The sequence below is a fragment of the Rhizobium sp. Root1334 genome, assembly GCF_001426665.1.
Taxonomy (GTDB): Bacteria; Pseudomonadota; Alphaproteobacteria; order Rhizobiales; family Rhizobiaceae; genus Pararhizobium.
In genome coordinates this window covers 1,125,525-1,141,365 of the sequence record NZ_LMEY01000001.1, presented here as the reverse complement: position 1 = coordinate 1,141,365, position 15,841 = coordinate 1,125,525, and the positions used below count along the sequence as shown (strand labels likewise).

Sequence of the window (15,841 nt, the reverse complement as noted above, 5' to 3'; positions counted from 1 at the left end):
AACTCAACAGGCGAGATCGGCAACCACGGCGTCGAGGATCAGCATGCCGGCCGGGGTGCAGCGCAGGCGGGAATTGCCGAGCCGCTCGATGAAGCCGTGTTCGATCAGAAACTGTTCGCGGTCGGGATCCGGCTCGCGGCCGGACAGGTCCTGCCAGCGCACGAGATCGATGCCTTCCTTCAGCCGCAGGCCCATCAGCAGCAGCTCGTCGGCCTGTTCTTCATAACCCAGCACTTCCTGATCGATCATGCCGTGGCCATGCTCCTCGACCAGTTGCAGCCAGTCTTCCGGCTTGCGCTCGGTCGCGGTGGCAATCTTGTTGCGGCCACGCGTCAGGCGTCCATGGGCGCCCGGGCCAATGCCGGCATAGTCGCCATAGCGCCAGTAGGTAAGATTATGACGGCTTTCTGCCCCGGGAGCGGCATGGTTGGATACCTCATAGGCCGGCATGCCGAAACCTTCGGTGATTTCCTGTGTCGCCTCGTACAGCACGGCGGAATGCTCGCCGTCCGGCACGATCAGCTTGCCTGCCTTGTGCAGCCCGTAGAAGGGCGTGCCTTCTTCGATCGTCAGCTGGTAGAGCGACAGGTGGTCGACCGCATAGGAAACCGCCTGCTTCAGTTCCTGTTCCCACTCCTCGACCGTCTGTTTCGGGCGGGCATAGATCAGATCGAACGACATGCGCGGGAAAATATCCCGCGCCAGGCCGATGGCCTTCAGCGCATCCTCGACGTTGTGCAGACGCCCGAGAAATTTGAGGTCCCGGTCGTTGAGCGCCTGGACACCGAGCGAAACGCGGTTGACCCCGGCTGCGCGGTAGCCGCGAAAGCGAGTGGCTTCGACGCTGGACGGATTGGCTTCCATGGTGATCTCGATACCATCCGGCACATGCCAGAGATTGGCGATACCATCGAGAATGGCCTCCACCGTTGATGGGTTCATCAGCGATGGCGTGCCGCCACCCATGAAGATGCTGGTGACGGTGCGCGGCCCGGACATATGCCGCATCGCCGCCATTTCGGTCAGAAATGCGCTGACAAAGCGCGGCTGGTCGACTGGCTGATGCCGGACATGGCTGTTGAAATCGCAATAGGGACATTTAGCGGCACAGAAGGGCCAATGCACATAGACCCCGAAACCGGGCTCCTTGTTGTCACCGATGGAAGAAAAAGTGGCCATTCTGTTCTGGGTCTTTCAGGCGCTTGTGCGCTGCGTCGTTAAGGTCGTGTTGTCCGCATATTTAGAGACCGGAAACGCTAAACGCTATCCCGTCTCTTATACCGTTTGGTCTTTTATCTCTATGTCTGAAATCGGAGCCGGGTTACCCCGCCTGTCGGCGTTCCCTTCTCCCCAGCGGGGAGAAGGTGGCCGAAGGCCGGATGAGGGGGCCGAAGGCACCTTGGTCTGGCTCCGGCTGCGCCGAAGCCCCCTCATCGCCTCACCACGTTCGGCACTTCTCCCCGCTGGGGAGAAGAGGTTTCGCGCTCACGTTTTCAAGCACTCAGGCATGTCTCGGCAAAAAACTTGAATGCCCGCGCGCGGTGCGACAGCGCCTCGGCATCACCCGGCTTCCAGCCGTGCTTTTCCTCGGCGCTCATTTCGCCGAATGTGGTGTCGTAGCCGAGCGGTTGAAAGACCGGGTCATAGCCAAATCCCTGTGTGCCGCGCGGTGGCCAGACGATGTGGCCTTCCACTTCGCCGCGGAACAGCTCCACATGGCCGTCCGGCCAGGCAAGGCAGAGCACCGAGACGAAGCGGCCAGTGCGCTTGTCGAAGGCGGTGGCACCGGCTTCCTGGATGGCAGTTTCGACCTTGTGCATCGCCATGGCGAAATCGCGCGTGCCGTCAGCGGTTTCGGCCCAATTGGCGGTGTAGACGCCGGGATCGCCGTTCAGTGCATCGACGACAAGGCCGGAATCGTCCGAGAGCGCCGGCATGCCGGAGGCTTTTGCCGAGGCCAGCGCCTTGATCGTGGCGTTTTCCTCGAAGGTCGTGCCGGTCTCGTCCGGCTCGATGAAATTCAGATCGGCCGCCGACTTGGCCTCAAAGCCCATCGGGCCGATCAGGTCGCGGATTTCACGGATCTTGCCGGCATTGTGGCTGGCAACGATCAGGGTCTTGTCTTCAAGCTTGCGCATCTGCGTCTTTCTCATCCGGCGGACAGTCCGCCCATTCGTTTCAGTCGATAGCCCAGAGGCCGGCTTCGGCGCATTCCAGGCTGTTTCCAGCCGGGTCGCGGAAATAGAAGGACCGGGAGCCGGATGGCCAATGGACATCGGTCTCGATCGCGACGCCCGCAGCCTTCAGTTTGTCTTCCCAGGCCGCGAGCTGGCCTTTCGCGACCCGCAAGCACATATGCCCGTTTCCATGTGTCCCGTGCGGCGGAACCTGCAGGCCGTCTGCCGGCGGAGGCTTGATCGTCTCGGCTGGATTGAAGATCAGCAAAACGCCGGGGCCGCAGCGAAAGAAGATATGCCGGTTGCCGCCGCGGCTGATTTTCTCAAGGCCGAGAACGGAGCCGTAAAACGCCTCCGCCGCATCGAGATCGTCAACATAGAGCGCCGTCTCCAGAATACCTTCGAATTTCAGCTTATCCATGCGTTGCCCTCACCCTGGCCCTCTCCCAGCACGCGGAGAGAGGGGACGACAGAGATTGCCGACTGGTCCTTCTCCCCGTCACGACGGGGAGAAGGTGCCCGATAGTGTGGATGAGGGGCAGTGATCGCATAGGCGTCCTCAGCCCCCGATAGCCTGCTTCTGCAGACCAACCAGTTCGGCAATGCCGTTCTTGGCGAGGCCGAGCAATGTGCCGAATTCCTCTTCCGAGAACGGCTTGCCTTCCGCAGTGCCCTGGATCTCGACAATGCCGCCGGAGCCGGTGATGACGAAATTGGCGTCGGTTTCAGCCGCCGAGTCCTCCAGATAGTCGAGATCGATGACCGGCTGATTGGCGAAGATACCGCAGGAGATCGCGGCGATATGGTCCTTCAGGACCTTTTCCACCTTGATCATGTTGCGGGCTTCCATCCAGGCGAGGCAATCGCGCAGCGCAATCCAGGCGCCGGTGATCGAGGCGGTGCGTGTGCCGCCATCGGCCTGGATGACGTCGCAGTCGATTGAGATCTGGCGCTCGCCCAGTGCCTGCAGGTCAACCACGGCGCGCAGCGACCGGCCGATGAGGCGCTGGATTTCCTGAGTGCGGCCGCTTTGCTTGCCAGAAGCCGCCTCGCGCTTCATCCGCTCGCCGGTGGCGCGTGGCAGCATGCCGTATTCCGCCGTGACCCAGCCCTTGCCGCTGTTGCGCAGCCACGGCGGCGTCTTTTCTTCCAGGCTCGCCGTGACCAGCACATGCGTGTCGCCGAACTTCACCAGGCAGGAACCTTCTGCATGCTTGGAAACATTGCGCTCGAAGGTAACCTTGCGCATCTGGTCGGTTTTTCTGCCGGAAGGCCGCATCATGAACTCCTGTGATGTTTGTCAGCCTTCTAACCTAACTTGGAAGGAAGGGAAATCATTTGCTCTAAAAGAGTGGAGAGCGGCAAAAGGCGCTGTACGGCGGGCTTTCCAGCCAATTTCCCTTTTGCTATCCGGGCCGGGATCACTATATTTCAATTGACTTCAACAGGATGGGTTTTTGCGTTCGAATGGTGCTGGATAAATCTGCAATGCGGGAAAGGCTTTCGGCGCTTGATGAGCGGTCGGGCGAAATCTTCCGCCGCATCGTGGAAAGCTATCTGGAAAGCGGCGAGCCGCTCGGATCGCGCAGCCTGTCACGCATCCTGCCGATGTCGCTGTCGCCGGCCTCTGTTCGCAATGTGATGAGCGACCTCGAAGACCTCGGCCTGATCTATTCTCCGCATATCAGCGCCGGGCGGCTGCCGACACAGAACGGCCTGCGCTTCTTCGTCGATGCCTTCATGCAGGTGGGGGATCTCTCGCCGGAAGACCGAGCCTCGATCGACCGGCACGTGCGCCGCGCCGATCGTGACCAGCCTGTCGAAACGCTGCTCACCGAAGCGAGCCAGATGCTGTCGGGCATGTCGCGCGGGGCTGGGCTAGTGATCACCGCCAAGAACGACCCGGTGCTGCGGCATGTCGAGTTCGTGCGGCTGGCGCCGACCAAGGCGCTCGCCGTGCTTGTCGGCGAACACGACCAGGTGGAAAACAGGATCATCGAGCTTCCGGCCGGCGTCACCAGCTCGCAACTGACGGAAGCCGCAAATTTCCTCAACGCCCATCTGGCCGGACAGACGTTGCCAGAGGTTCGCGGCCAGCTGGAAAAGGTCAAGGAAACCGTCCGGCGCGAACTAGATACGTTGAGTCAGGACCTGGTCGAGCGCGGCCTTGCCATCTGGTCGGGCAGCGAGGCGGACGACAAGCCGACGCAACTGATCGTGCGCGGCCGTGCCAATCTTCTGGAAGGCCTCGCTGGTGCCGAGGATGTCGACCGGCTGCGCATGCTGTTTGACGATCTGGAAAAGAAGGACAGCCTGATCGAAATCCTCAACCTGGCCGAAAGCGGGCCGGGGGTGCGGATCTTCATCGGGTCGGAAAACAAGCTGTTCTCGCTCTCCGGTTCGTCGCTGATCGTCGCCCCCTACAAGGATAGCGACGACAAGATCGTCGGCGCCGTCGGCGTCATCGGCCCAACCCGGCTGAATTATTCGCGCATCGTGCCGATGGTGGACTATACTGCGCAATTGATGTCGCGTTTGTCGCGGTAACCAGCCGTGAAGCGGCCGGTTTTTCCGGCAGCTTTCGATTGCACCCTTGATTTTTCGGCCTCAAAGCTCGATATCGACACCAAATCCTAGACATACTGACATTCCGGAGACCGTCATGACCGACGATATGAACAAACATGGTGCTGAAGTGAACGCGGACGAAGCCGCTGCAGCCTATGCCGAAGCCGCCGATGAGCAGGTCGATGCAGCCGTTTCCGAGCCGGATCCGTTGGAGCTTGCCAGGGCAGAAGCCGCGGACATGCGCGACCGCTATCTGCGCCTTGCCGCCGAAATGGACAACCTGCGTCGCCGCACCGCGCGCGACGTCAAGGACGCCAAGTCCTACTCCGTCGCTGGCTTTGCCCGCGACATGCTCGGCGTCTCGGATAACCTCCGCCGTGCGCTGGACGCCATCCCGGCCGAAGCCCGCGATGCCGGCGATGTCGGTCTCAACTCGCTGATCGAGGGTGTGGAAATGACCGAGCGCGCCATGCTGTCGGCGCTTGAGCGTCACGGCGTCCAGAAACTTGAGCCGGTCGGCCAGAAGTTCGACCCGAACTTCCATCAGGCGATGTTCGAAGTTCCGAATCCGGAAGTACCGAACAATACCGTCGTCCAGGTCGTTCAGGCCGGGTACACGATCGGCGAGCGCGTCCTGCGCCCCGCCATGGTTGGCGTCTCCAAGGGCGGCCCGAAGGCACCTGCAACGGACGAAACACCGGCGGCTTGATTTCTACCCTCCCTTTGAGGGGGAGGGTCGGCACGCAGTGCCGGGGTGGGGTGATCTTTGTGCGCCCCTGACATTCACCCCCACCCGCAGCTTCGCTGCTGCCTCCCTCTCAAGGGGGAGGTAAAGCCCGGTCGTACCGGTTTGATACGGGGCTCTCGGGGTCGTTACGGTTACCCGTCAGATGACGGCTTCTATCAAGAAGGGGCCGCCACGCGACAGTGCATGGTCGAGGAGAGAGATAAATGCCTCGCAGGTACTGGCACGCGCAGCCTCAACGCCCATTCCCTTTGCCATTGACACCCAGTCCAGCGTCGGCTTGTCGAGATCGAGCATTTTCCGGGCGTTTTCGCCGATCGTCTGAACGCCGACATTGCGCATTTCCCCATGCAGCACCGCGTAGGTGCGATTGGCAAAGACGATCGTGATGATGTCGAGATTTTCCCGGGCCTGGGTCCACAGGCCCTGAACGGTATACATCCCGCTTCCGTCAGCTTGCAGGTTCAGGACCTTCCGGTCAGGGCAGGCGATCGCGGCGCCGATCGACAGGGGGATGCCGATGCCGATGGCGCCCCCCGTGTTCATCATGAAGTCATGGGGAGCCGACCGTTCGGATAAAGCAAAGAACCTTCGCGCGGAGGTGATGGCTTCATCGCAAACGATGGCATTGTCCGGGAGTTTTTGCGCCACGATCACGGCGACTGCGTCTTCCGACAGTGCTCCGCTCGGCCGCCCTTCATCCGGGATTGTCTTTGCCAGCAGTACGGCCTGGGAGCTTTTGATCCCCAGTTCATCCCGAAGCCCCTCCAGTGCCGCCTTCAGGTCCGCGCCATGATCTGCCAAGGTCATGACTTGGCAGCCTTTGTGAACGAGCCGACCGGGCTTGCCCGGATACGCGAAGAAAGCAACCGGCTCCGATGCTCCGACAAGGATAAGAACGTCAATATCCGCGAGCATCTCCAATGCCGCGTCGATGGGGTAGGGGATGCGGGTTGGTGCCACACGGCCGGCACCGCGCTGCATATGCGCGACCTGCGGTTCGCCGAACAGGCGCACATCGAGCGCTGCGGAAATTTGCCCGGCGATCTCCAGGGCGCCAGCCTGTGCTGCCAATCCCCTGACAAGCAATGCACTCCGGCCGCGAGCTTTGCGGATCGCTTCCGCTGCACTGCGGATTGCCTCATCCTTGGTAGCGGAAGGCTGGGGACGATTGATCACTGCCGATGCAGGTGGCTTTGCCTCACCCCATGCCGCGTCGCCAGGCAGAATCAGGGTCGCGATGCCCGGAGGCGACATCGAGGCCTGGATCGCCGCTTTCGTTGCCGCGGCAACGTCGTCCGGCCCTTCGATCCGCCGTACCCAGTCGGACATCGGCGCAGCCAGGCTCTCGATGTCCGTTGTCAGCGGCGCGTCGAGCGGAAGATGGTAGGAGGCATGGTCGCCGACGACATTGATCATCGGAACGCGGGCGCGCCTGGCATTGTGCAGGTTGGCGAGCCCGTTTGCCAATCCCGGCCCCGTATGAAGCAGCGTCGCGGCCGGGCGGCCGGTCATCCGCGCGTAACCATCGGCAGCGCCTGTCACCACGCCCTCGAAAAGCCCCAGCACGCAACGCATGTCCGGCCGGCGATCGAGAGCCGCGACAAAATGCATTTCCGACGTGCCCGGGTTGGCGAAGCAGACGTTGACGTCATTGGCCAAAAGCACATCGCACAGAATATCAGCACCGTTCATGGTCAGCCTCCCATCCGCCCATTTCCGCGAGATCGCTCACGAACGATGAGCGCTTGATGTCTCTACCACGCTCACCGTCTCCCAACAATTTGCGTGGCAGTGCATTATCTGTCGCGACGGCCAGACTGCATAATATTACCCAAACAACTGTTTCAAGTGATCATTCAGGAACCGCCCTTCCGGATCGAGCTTGTTGCGCAGCGCCCGGAAATCCCCTGCGCGTGGATAGAGCGCCGTCACGTCCTCGCTCCCCAGAAAATGCAGCTTGCCCCAATGCGGGCGCGAGCCGAACTGGCGCAGGATATCGTCGACATCCTTCAGATAGTTCCAGTAGTCCGTGCCCGGCTGGCCCGAGACCGAGAGCGTGATCGAATCCTGTTCGAAGAACGGGCTGATCCAGCCGCCATCGCCGGCGGTGAAGCGGTATTCGATCGGGTAGATGCAGGTCGGGTGTTTCTCCAGCATCAGCTTGCGCACTTCGGTGCAGGCCTGCTTGCCGTATTTGACCGGCACTGCGTATTCGAGTTCGTGGAAGTTCGGCACATATTCGATCGGATAGATTTCCGAGGAATAGGCGACTTTCTCGAACGCGCTCTCCATCGGCGGCTGATCGGTGATGTCGATGGTCTTCATCTCGCAGACGTCAGAAAGGCTCGTGGTGGTCGAGACAGAAGATGTGTCCGGCAGGCAGTAGCAATGGCGGCTTTCCGGCACCGGGCACCAGAAGAAGCCGAAATGCCGGTGGTTGGCGGCGAGATCGTCGTGTTGCTCCATGCATTCGTCAAAGGTGCAACGCCACAGTTTTTCATGCAGATTGTAGCTGTCCATCACCTGCAGGGTGATTTCGGAGATGACGCCGAGCATGCCGATGGAAACGCGGACGGCGTTCAGCATGTCCGGTTCGCTGTCGTCGATCGAAAGGATGCTGCCATCCGGCTGTACCAGCCGCATGCCGACGATCTGCGAGGCCATGTTGCCAAGCTTGATGCCGGTGCCGTGGGTTCCTGTAGTCAAGGCGCCTGCCAGTGCCTGGCTGTCGATGTCGCCCTGGTTGATCATCGACAGGCCGTTGCGCTTCAACGCCTTGCCGAGCGTGTTGATCGTCGTGCCGGCATAGACGGAGACGCGCTTGCGCGCCGTGTCGATATGGCTGATGCCCTGCAGGCCAGAGAGCGTCAGGTGTAGCCCGCTCGTCAGTGCCACCGGCGTGAACGAATGGCCCGAACCGGCACAGCGAACGTTCAAACCGTTCGAGGTTGCCTCCCGGACCATTTCGGCCAGAGCCGCCTCGCTGTCGGGCGCGCCCCGGTGCCGGACGATGCACGATTGATTTCCCACCCAGTTGCGCCAGTGGCCGCCTGCTTCCATCATGATCCCATTCTCCCCTTGATTGTTCAGACCGCTGTGAAGCAGTTGTCGACAAACAGATGCGTGCCGTTGACGAAGCTCGACTCATCACTCGCCAGGAACAGCGCGGCTTGCGCCACCTCCATCGGATCACACATCCGGCCCTGTTGGGCGGCAATCGCCGCATCGGAAACATCGACGCCGTATTTGGCAAGGCCGACCAGCTCGCGCTTGCCGTGGTCGGTGGCGATGAAGCCGGGGCAGACAGCGTTTGAGCGGATACCGCGGTCGCGGAATTCCACCGCAATCGCCCGGGCGAACATGTGGCAGGCCCCCTTGGTCGTGTCGTAAAGCACCTCCATCGGCGTCGCGGCAACGGCCGAGATCGAGGAGGTCGAGACGATGCTGCCGCCACCGGCCGCCAGCATGCCGGGCAGCACGGCCTTGGTCATCAGGAACATCGAGCGCACGTTGACCGCCATCAGCCGGTCCCACTCATCCTCTTCCGTTTCCAGGAAAGGTCCGACGGCGAGAATGCCGGCATGATTGAAGAGAACGGTAATCGATCCAAGCGCATCCTCTACTGCTTTGACAGCTGCCTTGACCTCTGAGGAGACGGAAACATCCGCCGGTGCGAAGACGGCCTGTCCACCCTCGGCGCGGATTTGGGCAGCAACCTCTTCGCCCTTGCTGCGCGGCAGGTCAACGATGCCGACGCGTGCGCCCTCGCGGGCAAAAAGCTGGGAGGCCGCAAGGCCGCATCCTCCAGCGCCTCCGCTGATCAGTGCGGTCTTTCCTGAAAGTCTGCCTGCCATTGCCGTTCTCCTCGTGCTCTTGCTTTTCAAGGATTATTGTTGACGCAATGGGGGCTGTCGATATCCCATAGGGGATAGATCGCTTGACGAAGGAAAGTCCGCTTTGCTGCCCGACGAATCCCGCCAGATTGCCGCGTTGATTGATGGTCTCTCGACGCCGGGATTCGGCGACGCGCTCGATGCCATGCTGCGACAGGTCGCCGGTTTCGATTTGTCCGGCGTCTTCGTCTTTCCCTACGATGCCCGTCCGCTCCTGCTGCATGACGGTTATACCCGGCATGTTGCACCCAAGGCCTGGGCAGCCTATCTCGGCGGCGCCTATCTGCTCGATCCGTTTTATGTCGCCTGCAACAACAGTCACCCGGCCGGCCTATGGCGGATGCGGGATCTGGCGCCGGATGAGTTTTTCGACACGCAGTTCAGCACTTCGCGGGAGGTTCATCCGTGTGTATCGACGGAGGAAGGATCGCTGGTCGAGGAAATCGGATTTCTGGTACCGCTGGATGGCGGTTTCACGGCCACCTATTCGCTGATGCGGGTGAAGGGCCATTCGGGATTCAGCGACAGCGAACTGGAGAACCTGCGCGCCTACGAGCCGATCGTACAGGCGGCAATCCGGTCAAGCTGGAAGCGCGAGACAATCCGCGCATTTCCGCAGGCCGGTCAGGATGATCTGATGGAGGAAGCTTTTGGCCGGCTTTGCGCCGACCGGTTGACGCTGCAGCAGCGCAACATCGTGCGGCTTATCCTGCGCGGACACAGCAACGCATCGATCGGTGAAAGCATCGGCATTTCGGAAGGGACGGTGCGCATTCACCGCAAGAACATCTACAAGCGCCTGGCCATTTCCAGCCAGGCGGAGCTGTTTCGCATTTTCATCGACCATCTCAATCAGCATAACCTGTATTGAGGGATCGGATCAGGCCGCGTTGGAGGCCTGATCGTCGCTGAGGAAGGCGTAGATAGCCGATGCGGAATCCGTCGCGCGCAGCCGGGCAACCATTTCCGGGTCGCGCAGCACGCGCGCAATCCGTGACAAGGCTTTCAAATGATCGGCGCCGGCGCCTTCCGGCGCGAGCAGCAGAAAGACCAGATCGACCGGCTGGTCGTCCAGCGCTTCGAAATCGACCGGCGATTCCAGGCGCGCAAAAATACCGACGATCGATGTCAGATGGCCAAGCTTGCCATGCGGGATGGCAATGCCATTGCCGACACCGGTCGAGCCCAGTCGTTCGCGCTGAAGGATAACGTCGAAGATTTCCCGTTCGGGCAAATCCGTGATCTTGGATGCTTTTGCCGCCAATTCCTGAAGCAACTGCTTCTTCGAATTGGCCTTCATGGCCGGAAGTATCGCATTCTGCTGCAGCAAGCCTGCCAATGCCATTCTTTTGTCCTCGTTCGCAGGTAGAAACCGCATCGCCCGGCAAAATGCCGGACGGCGGCTCCCATCCATCTTTCTCTCGGCGCTTTACCGGCGGACCGTCAACGGTCTTCCATGCGTAAACCACCAGAAAAAAGCAGACCGTCCGGAACCGGCTGACCGGCCCCGGACGATATCTACTTAGCTCTTTATATTGGCTGCGTCGATCCAGCCAATGTTTCCATCGTTGCGTCGATAGACGATATTCAACTGTTCATTACCAGGACTACGGAACATCAGAACGGGATCATCTGTCATGTCGAGCGCCATCACGGCGTTTGCGACAGACATCGTCTTCAGTTGTTTTGAACTCTCCGCAACGATCGTCGGTGCATAATTGTCCGGAAGCTCATCGTCTTCGTCGGGCACTGAATCCATTACGGTGTAGGCTACTTCGGCAAATCCAGCATGGCCATTGCCATTGTGGTGGTCCTTGAGCTTGCGCTTGTACCGGCGGATGCGCTTGGCAATCCGCTCCGACGCTGCGTCAAATGCCGCTTGCGGGTCGTTTGCTTCGCCGCTCGCCTGCAAGGCAGCACCAGAATCGAGGTGTATCTTGCAATCGGCGCTGAAACGCGATCCAGACTTTTCCACAGTGACTTGGCTTGAATACCCTCCGTCAAAATATTTGGTTACAGCTTGTTCGATCTGGTCTTCGATCCGAAGACGAAACGTTTCGCCGATTTCCATGTGTTTACCGGATACACGCACACTCATGGAGTTTCCTCTCTTTTCGTGATTTGCGTAGCCAGTCTATTCCAACCGCATCCGTCATCCAAGCATTTCACGCACGCAAAAAAAAATTGCGTCAGAACGGCCAGGATTTGGAGGGGTATACTTGAGGCAGGCTCTATGCCCGTGCCCATTGCGGCGGCCTCATACTACCGGTTGCTTCTGGAGTCAACGAAACAGTTAAGGAAACCATAATTTGAGGCCGAAAGCCCGTGAAAAGCCGGGATATCGGGGATAAGTATGTGTAATTTATGCGGTTGTGGTCAAGCGCTCCAAACAGTCAGGCGGAGACCTTCGCGAGTGCCTTTTTCTCTCTTCGGCGCTGAACGGAGGAGGCGATGTTCATCGCTTCGCGGTATTTCGCCACAGTCCTGCGGGCGATATCGACGCCCCCTTTTTTCAAGAGATCGACGATATCGTCATCCGAAAGAACAGCGTCCGGGCTTTCCAGCACGATCATGTTACGGATGCGGTGCCGCACGGATTCTGCCGAGTGGCCGTCGCCGCCTTCCGCCGATCCGATCGAGACGGTGAAGAAGTATTTCAGCTCGAACAGTCCGCGTGGCGTCAGCATGTATTTGTTCGACGTAACGCGGCTGACGGTCGATTCATGCATCTTGATCGCATCGGCGACCGTCTTGAGGTTCAGCGGCCTCAGATGATCGACGCCGTTAACCAGGAAGGCGTCCTGCTGGCGCACGATCTCCGTCGCCACTTTCATGATCGTCTTGGCGCGCTGGTCAAGGCTGCGGGTCAGCCAATTGGCCGTTTGTAGGCACTCCGTCAAGAAGGCATGGTCCGCGCTGTTCTTCGGGGCATGACGGGAAACCGTTGCGTAGTAGGTCTGGTTGACGAGAACGCGCGGCAGCGTGTCGGGATTGAGTTCCACCGCCCAGCTGCCGTCCTGCGCCGGGCGCACGACGATATCCGGCATGATCGCTTCCGAAGGGCTTGCCTCGAAGCCGGTGCCGGGCTTGGGGTCGAGCTTGCGGATTTCGGCAAGCATGTCGATGAGATCCTCCTCGTCGACGCCACAGATCCGCTTCAGGCTGGCAAAGTCGCGCCGGGCGAGCAGTTCCAGATTGTCGAGCAAGGCGGCCATCGCCGGATCGAGCCGGTTGCGTGCCTTGAGCTGGATCGCCAGGCATTCGCTGAGGGAGCGGGCAAAGACGCCCGGCGGGTCGAGTTGCTGCAGGCTGTCGAGCACCCGCGCTACATCCGCCGCCGCGCACCCGAGCCGTTCCGCCGTCTCGGTGATATCCGCATGCAGGTAGCCGGCTTCGTCGAGCTGGTCGATCAGGTGCTGGGCAATCAGCAGGTCGGCTGCGCCATGCACGCTGAAGGGAACCTGCTCGTTGAGGAAATCGCGCAGCGTGACGCGATTGGCAACGAAATCGTCGAGGTCGTAGCCGTCGCTGCTTTCGCCTTCACCGCCGCCGGGCATGGATTTCCACTGGCTGAGAAGTTCTGGCGCATCGGCGCGCTGCGGCGCTGTATCGTCTGGAAAGACATTTTCGAAATTGGCGTCGAGCTGTTCGCTCATCCGTTCGCCGGTCGCAGACGTCGTGCTGTCGTACACGTCACCCATCGGATCGAATGCGGGGCTTTCGGCATTGTCCCGATCGCTGCGCTCGTCCTGGGTGATATGCTGGTCGTCCTTGCCATGGCGGTCTGGACTGGCCGGCGCGTCGTCATTGGCCGCGAATTCCAGGAGGGGATTTTTCTCGACTTCCAGCTCGATGAACTGGTTCAGTTCGAAATGGGTCATCTGCAGCAGCTGGATTGACTGCATCAATTGCGGCGTCATGGCCAGGGTTTGGCTTTGACGCAGGAAAAGGCTGGCCGAAAGTGCCATTCTGACGCAAAACTCCGCTTGATGACCGGAGCCGGCTCTCATCTTTCGAGGGGGTGAAATTGCCGGTTCTTCAACTGGCCCAAAAATTGCTTATTAATGGGGTTTGGTCAAGCGGCAGCGGCAAATAAGGTGAATAGGCAGGCTGCCCGGATGCGCTGAAAGGCTCTTTTCCGAAAGCGGCAGGCTTGCCGCCGCCTCCTGCTTGAGCCTCAGAGGCTGAAATTGTCGCCGAGATAGAGACGCCGGACGTCCGGGTTGGTGACGATATCGTTGGCCCGTCCATGCGTCAGCACTTCGCCGGCATGGATGATGTAGGCGCGGTCGATCAGGCCCAGTGTTTCGCGGACGTTGTGGTCGGTGATCAGCACGCCGATGCCGCGTGACGTCAGATGCCTCACCAGCGCCTGGATGTCGGCAACGGAAATCGGATCGACGCCGGCAAAAGGCTCGTCGAGCAGCATGAACGTGGGGTCTGTCGCCAGCGCCCGGGCAATTTCCAGCCGGCGCCGTTCGCCGCCGGACAACGCGACGGCCGGTGATTTGCGCAGGTGGGAAATATTGAACTCGCTGAGCAGTTCATTCAGCTTGCTTTCGCGCCGTTCGCTGTTCTTGTCATGAACCTCAAGGACGGCCCGGATGTTCTCCTCGACCGTGAGGCCGCGAAAGATCGAGGCCTCCTGCGGCAGATAGCCGACACCAAGGCGGGCGCGGCGATACATCGGCATCGACGTGACATCGTTGCCGTTGATCTCGATCGAGCCTTCATCGACAGGGACAAGGCCGGTGATCATGTAAAAACAGGTGGTCTTGCCGGCGCCGTTGGGGCCGAGCAGGCCAACGGCTTCGCCGCGGCGCACGACCAGCGACACGCCGTCCACGACCCGCCGCCCGCGATAGGCCTTCGTCAAGCCGCGCGCGATCAGCGTGCCTTCATAGCGCGCCTTGTCCACGGCACGGGCAGCCGGGGCAGCCTCAGGTTTGGCGCCCCGTTTGCGCTTGTGAAGAAAGGGAATATTCACGTGGGCGTCTGCATCAGTTCGTTTTCTGGGACTTCGGGTCGAGCTGAATCTGGACGCGGCCGCCGCAGGCTTCGAGCTGTGCCTCGCCGGTGTCCATCTGAACGTTCAGCTGGCAGCCGCTAAAAACGTTCTTGCCTTCCGACAGAACGACCTGCTTGCCTTTCAGCACCAGCGTTTGTGCCGTCATGTTGAATTCGCCGGTGTCGGCTGTCGCCTGTTGGGTTCCCGATTGCAGGAAGACCTTCTGATCGACTTCAATGCGATCGATCTCGGCATTGCCGCCGGAAATCGAGCCGCCGCCCTTCTTGTAGAAAACCACCATTTTACCGGCCTGCAATGTCGTCGTTCCCTGAACGACCTTCACATTGCCGGTGAACATGGCCTTGCTTTCCGCATCCTTGATTTCAAGCTTGTCGCTTTCGATCTGAATTGGCTCATTGTTGGAAAGCTGCATGCCTTTCATCTTGCTCGTGGTCGCCTGGGCGGCGGCCGGAGACATGGAGGCGCTGGCAAAAAGGCTTAAGAGAATGGCTGTTCCGGCAAGCCGAAAGGAAAAGGCTGAAGTGGCCGACATATGTGCCCCGGTTTTCTAGTTGGCGGTTTTACGGATGGTTGCGGGATCGACAACGACCTTTACCATGCCTTCAAATGTAACAATGCGTCCCTTATCCGTCATTCTCAACGACTGTGCAACAATGGAACCGCCCTTCATGGTGATTGCGATCGGCTTCTTCGTTTCCATCTCACCGGCATTGATATCGAGATAGGCCGCTTCGAAATCGGCGATCAGCCCATTGTTCATGGTAATGCTGAAGGGGGCATTCATATCCAGCGTGTTGCGTCCGCGGTCATAAATACCGCTGATCGCCTCGACGGTGGCAATCAAAGTGTCGTTGACGGGCATTTCGGCATGGATCGTCTCAAGGGTGATGATGTCCGGATTGGCGATGTCCTGCAGCGCCCGCGTCGCCTTCATCGAATAGCTGATGTCCTGCTTGTTGCGCCCGGAAATCGCCGGGTTCTGCATGACGATCTTGCCATTTTCGATTGTCGCGTTCTCGATCGTGACGTTTTCTGGCAGAAAAGCCCGCACCACGGAAACGGCAACGAAGATGGCACCGATGAGCACCGCGATCAGAGGCAGTATGACTTTCAGCCGCTTGACCCGCCTCGAGTGGCGCGCCGCGACCGTATAAGCGTCGGTCAGGATCGGCCCCGAATGCGGCAAGGCGCCGGTAAATTGCACGTCATTCAGCATGAAATAGACCCGTTATTCAAAATACATCGCGGCGCAAATGCGCATTTGCCTTGGCTGTCAAGCGATGTGAGTGAGCGCGAATATGGAGATTTTTTTGTTCCACCACAATGTGAGGCGCGAATTTTGTTCAAGCCGGGTTACAACACGGCCGCGCTGGCGCTATGAAACCGTGCGCTTCTCGCGCCGGGCCGTTTGTCCCCAATACCCCTG

Annotated in this window: 16 protein-coding genes; 3 read left to right on the top strand and 13 right to left on the bottom strand. The window is 60.1% G+C overall.

Annotated features, from left to right (window positions below; genetic code table 11):
• Positions 1-3: 3 nt before the first annotated feature.
• From hemW to rph, 4 genes are all read right to left on the bottom strand, one after another.
• Positions 4-1,179, bottom strand: a complete 1,176-nt coding sequence (hemW, locus tag ASD36_RS05495) for a radical SAM family heme chaperone HemW (RefSeq protein ID WP_060500867.1) — start codon at positions 1,177-1,179, stop codon at positions 4-6.
• 314 nt (positions 1,180-1,493) lie between these two features.
• The gene (gene rdgB / locus ASD36_RS05490) at positions 1,494-2,138 is read right to left on the bottom strand and encodes an RdgB/HAM1 family non-canonical purine NTP pyrophosphatase (protein WP_060500866.1); all 645 of its coding nucleotides are present in this window, start codon (positions 2,136-2,138) and stop codon (positions 1,494-1,496) included.
• Between the two features lie 40 nt (positions 2,139-2,178).
• On the bottom strand, positions 2,179-2,598 hold the full coding sequence (locus ASD36_RS05485) for a VOC family protein (RefSeq protein ID WP_060500864.1): 420 nt from the start codon (positions 2,596-2,598) through the stop codon (positions 2,179-2,181).
• Positions 2,599-2,736: 138 nt separating this feature from the next.
• The gene (gene rph, locus ASD36_RS05480; protein ID WP_060500862.1) at positions 2,737-3,456 is read right to left on the bottom strand and encodes a ribonuclease PH; all 720 of its coding nucleotides are present in this window, start codon (positions 3,454-3,456) and stop codon (positions 2,737-2,739) included.
• 188 nt (positions 3,457-3,644) lie between these two features.
• Here rph and hrcA point away from each other — a divergent pair, with 188 nt between their 5' ends.
• Both hrcA and grpE read left to right on the top strand, forming a co-directional pair.
• A complete protein-coding gene (gene hrcA, locus ASD36_RS05475; protein WP_037104461.1) occupies positions 3,645-4,724 on the top strand; it encodes a heat-inducible transcriptional repressor HrcA in 1,080 nt (359 codons plus the stop codon).
• Positions 4,725-4,839: 115 nt separating this feature from the next.
• Positions 4,840-5,454 (top strand): nucleotide exchange factor GrpE, encoded by a 615-nt coding sequence (grpE, locus tag ASD36_RS05470; RefSeq protein ID WP_060500860.1) that lies wholly within the window; start codon positions 4,840-4,842, stop codon positions 5,452-5,454.
• A 177-nt stretch (positions 5,455-5,631) separates the two neighbouring features.
• Here the strand turns inward: grpE and ASD36_RS05465 are convergent, their stop codons facing one another.
• The 3 genes from ASD36_RS05465 to ASD36_RS05455 all read right to left on the bottom strand — a co-directional run bounded on the left by ASD36_RS05465 (position 5,632) and on the right by ASD36_RS05455 (position 9,347).
• The gene (locus ASD36_RS05465; protein WP_060500859.1) at positions 5,632-7,185 is read right to left on the bottom strand and encodes an acetolactate synthase large subunit; all 1,554 of its coding nucleotides are present in this window, start codon (positions 7,183-7,185) and stop codon (positions 5,632-5,634) included.
• Positions 7,186-7,320: 135 nt separating this feature from the next.
• A complete protein-coding gene (locus tag ASD36_RS05460) occupies positions 7,321-8,559 on the bottom strand; it encodes a D-arabinono-1,4-lactone oxidase (RefSeq protein WP_200954880.1) in 1,239 nt (412 codons plus the stop codon).
• A gap of 20 nt (positions 8,560-8,579) precedes the next feature.
• Positions 8,580-9,347 (bottom strand): SDR family NAD(P)-dependent oxidoreductase, encoded by a 768-nt coding sequence (locus ASD36_RS05455; RefSeq protein WP_060500855.1) that lies wholly within the window; start codon positions 9,345-9,347, stop codon positions 8,580-8,582.
• 103 nt (positions 9,348-9,450) lie between these two features.
• On the opposite strand from ASD36_RS05455, the gene ASD36_RS05450 reads away from it, so the two are divergent.
• Positions 9,451-10,257, top strand: a complete 807-nt coding sequence (locus tag ASD36_RS05450; protein ID WP_244481793.1) for a helix-turn-helix transcriptional regulator — start codon at positions 9,451-9,453, stop codon at positions 10,255-10,257.
• Positions 10,258-10,266: 9 nt separating this feature from the next.
• Here the strand turns inward: ASD36_RS05450 and ptsN are convergent, their stop codons facing one another.
• From ptsN to lptC, 6 genes are all read right to left on the bottom strand, one after another.
• The gene (gene ptsN / locus ASD36_RS05445) at positions 10,267-10,731 is read right to left on the bottom strand and encodes a PTS IIA-like nitrogen regulatory protein PtsN (RefSeq protein WP_060500853.1); all 465 of its coding nucleotides are present in this window, start codon (positions 10,729-10,731) and stop codon (positions 10,267-10,269) included.
• Between the two features lie 177 nt (positions 10,732-10,908).
• Positions 10,909-11,484, bottom strand: coding sequence for a ribosome-associated translation inhibitor RaiA (gene raiA, locus ASD36_RS05440; protein ID WP_060500852.1), 576 nt, complete (start codon positions 11,482-11,484; stop codon positions 10,909-10,911).
• Positions 11,485-11,779: 295 nt separating this feature from the next.
• Positions 11,780-13,354, bottom strand: a complete 1,575-nt coding sequence (rpoN, locus tag ASD36_RS05435) for an RNA polymerase factor sigma-54 (RefSeq protein ID WP_060500849.1) — start codon at positions 13,352-13,354, stop codon at positions 11,780-11,782.
• A gap of 209 nt (positions 13,355-13,563) precedes the next feature.
• Positions 13,564-14,373, bottom strand: a complete 810-nt coding sequence (gene lptB, locus ASD36_RS05430) for an LPS export ABC transporter ATP-binding protein (RefSeq protein ID WP_060500847.1) — start codon at positions 14,371-14,373, stop codon at positions 13,564-13,566.
• A 13-nt stretch (positions 14,374-14,386) separates the two neighbouring features.
• Positions 14,387-14,947: an LptA/OstA family protein gene (locus ASD36_RS05425; RefSeq protein WP_060500845.1), complete on the bottom strand. Its 561-nt coding sequence runs from the start codon at positions 14,945-14,947 to the stop codon at positions 14,387-14,389.
• 15 nt (positions 14,948-14,962) lie between these two features.
• A complete protein-coding gene (lptC, locus tag ASD36_RS05420) occupies positions 14,963-15,631 on the bottom strand; it encodes an LPS export ABC transporter periplasmic protein LptC (RefSeq protein WP_060500844.1) in 669 nt (222 codons plus the stop codon).
• Positions 15,632-15,841 lie beyond the last annotated feature (210 nt).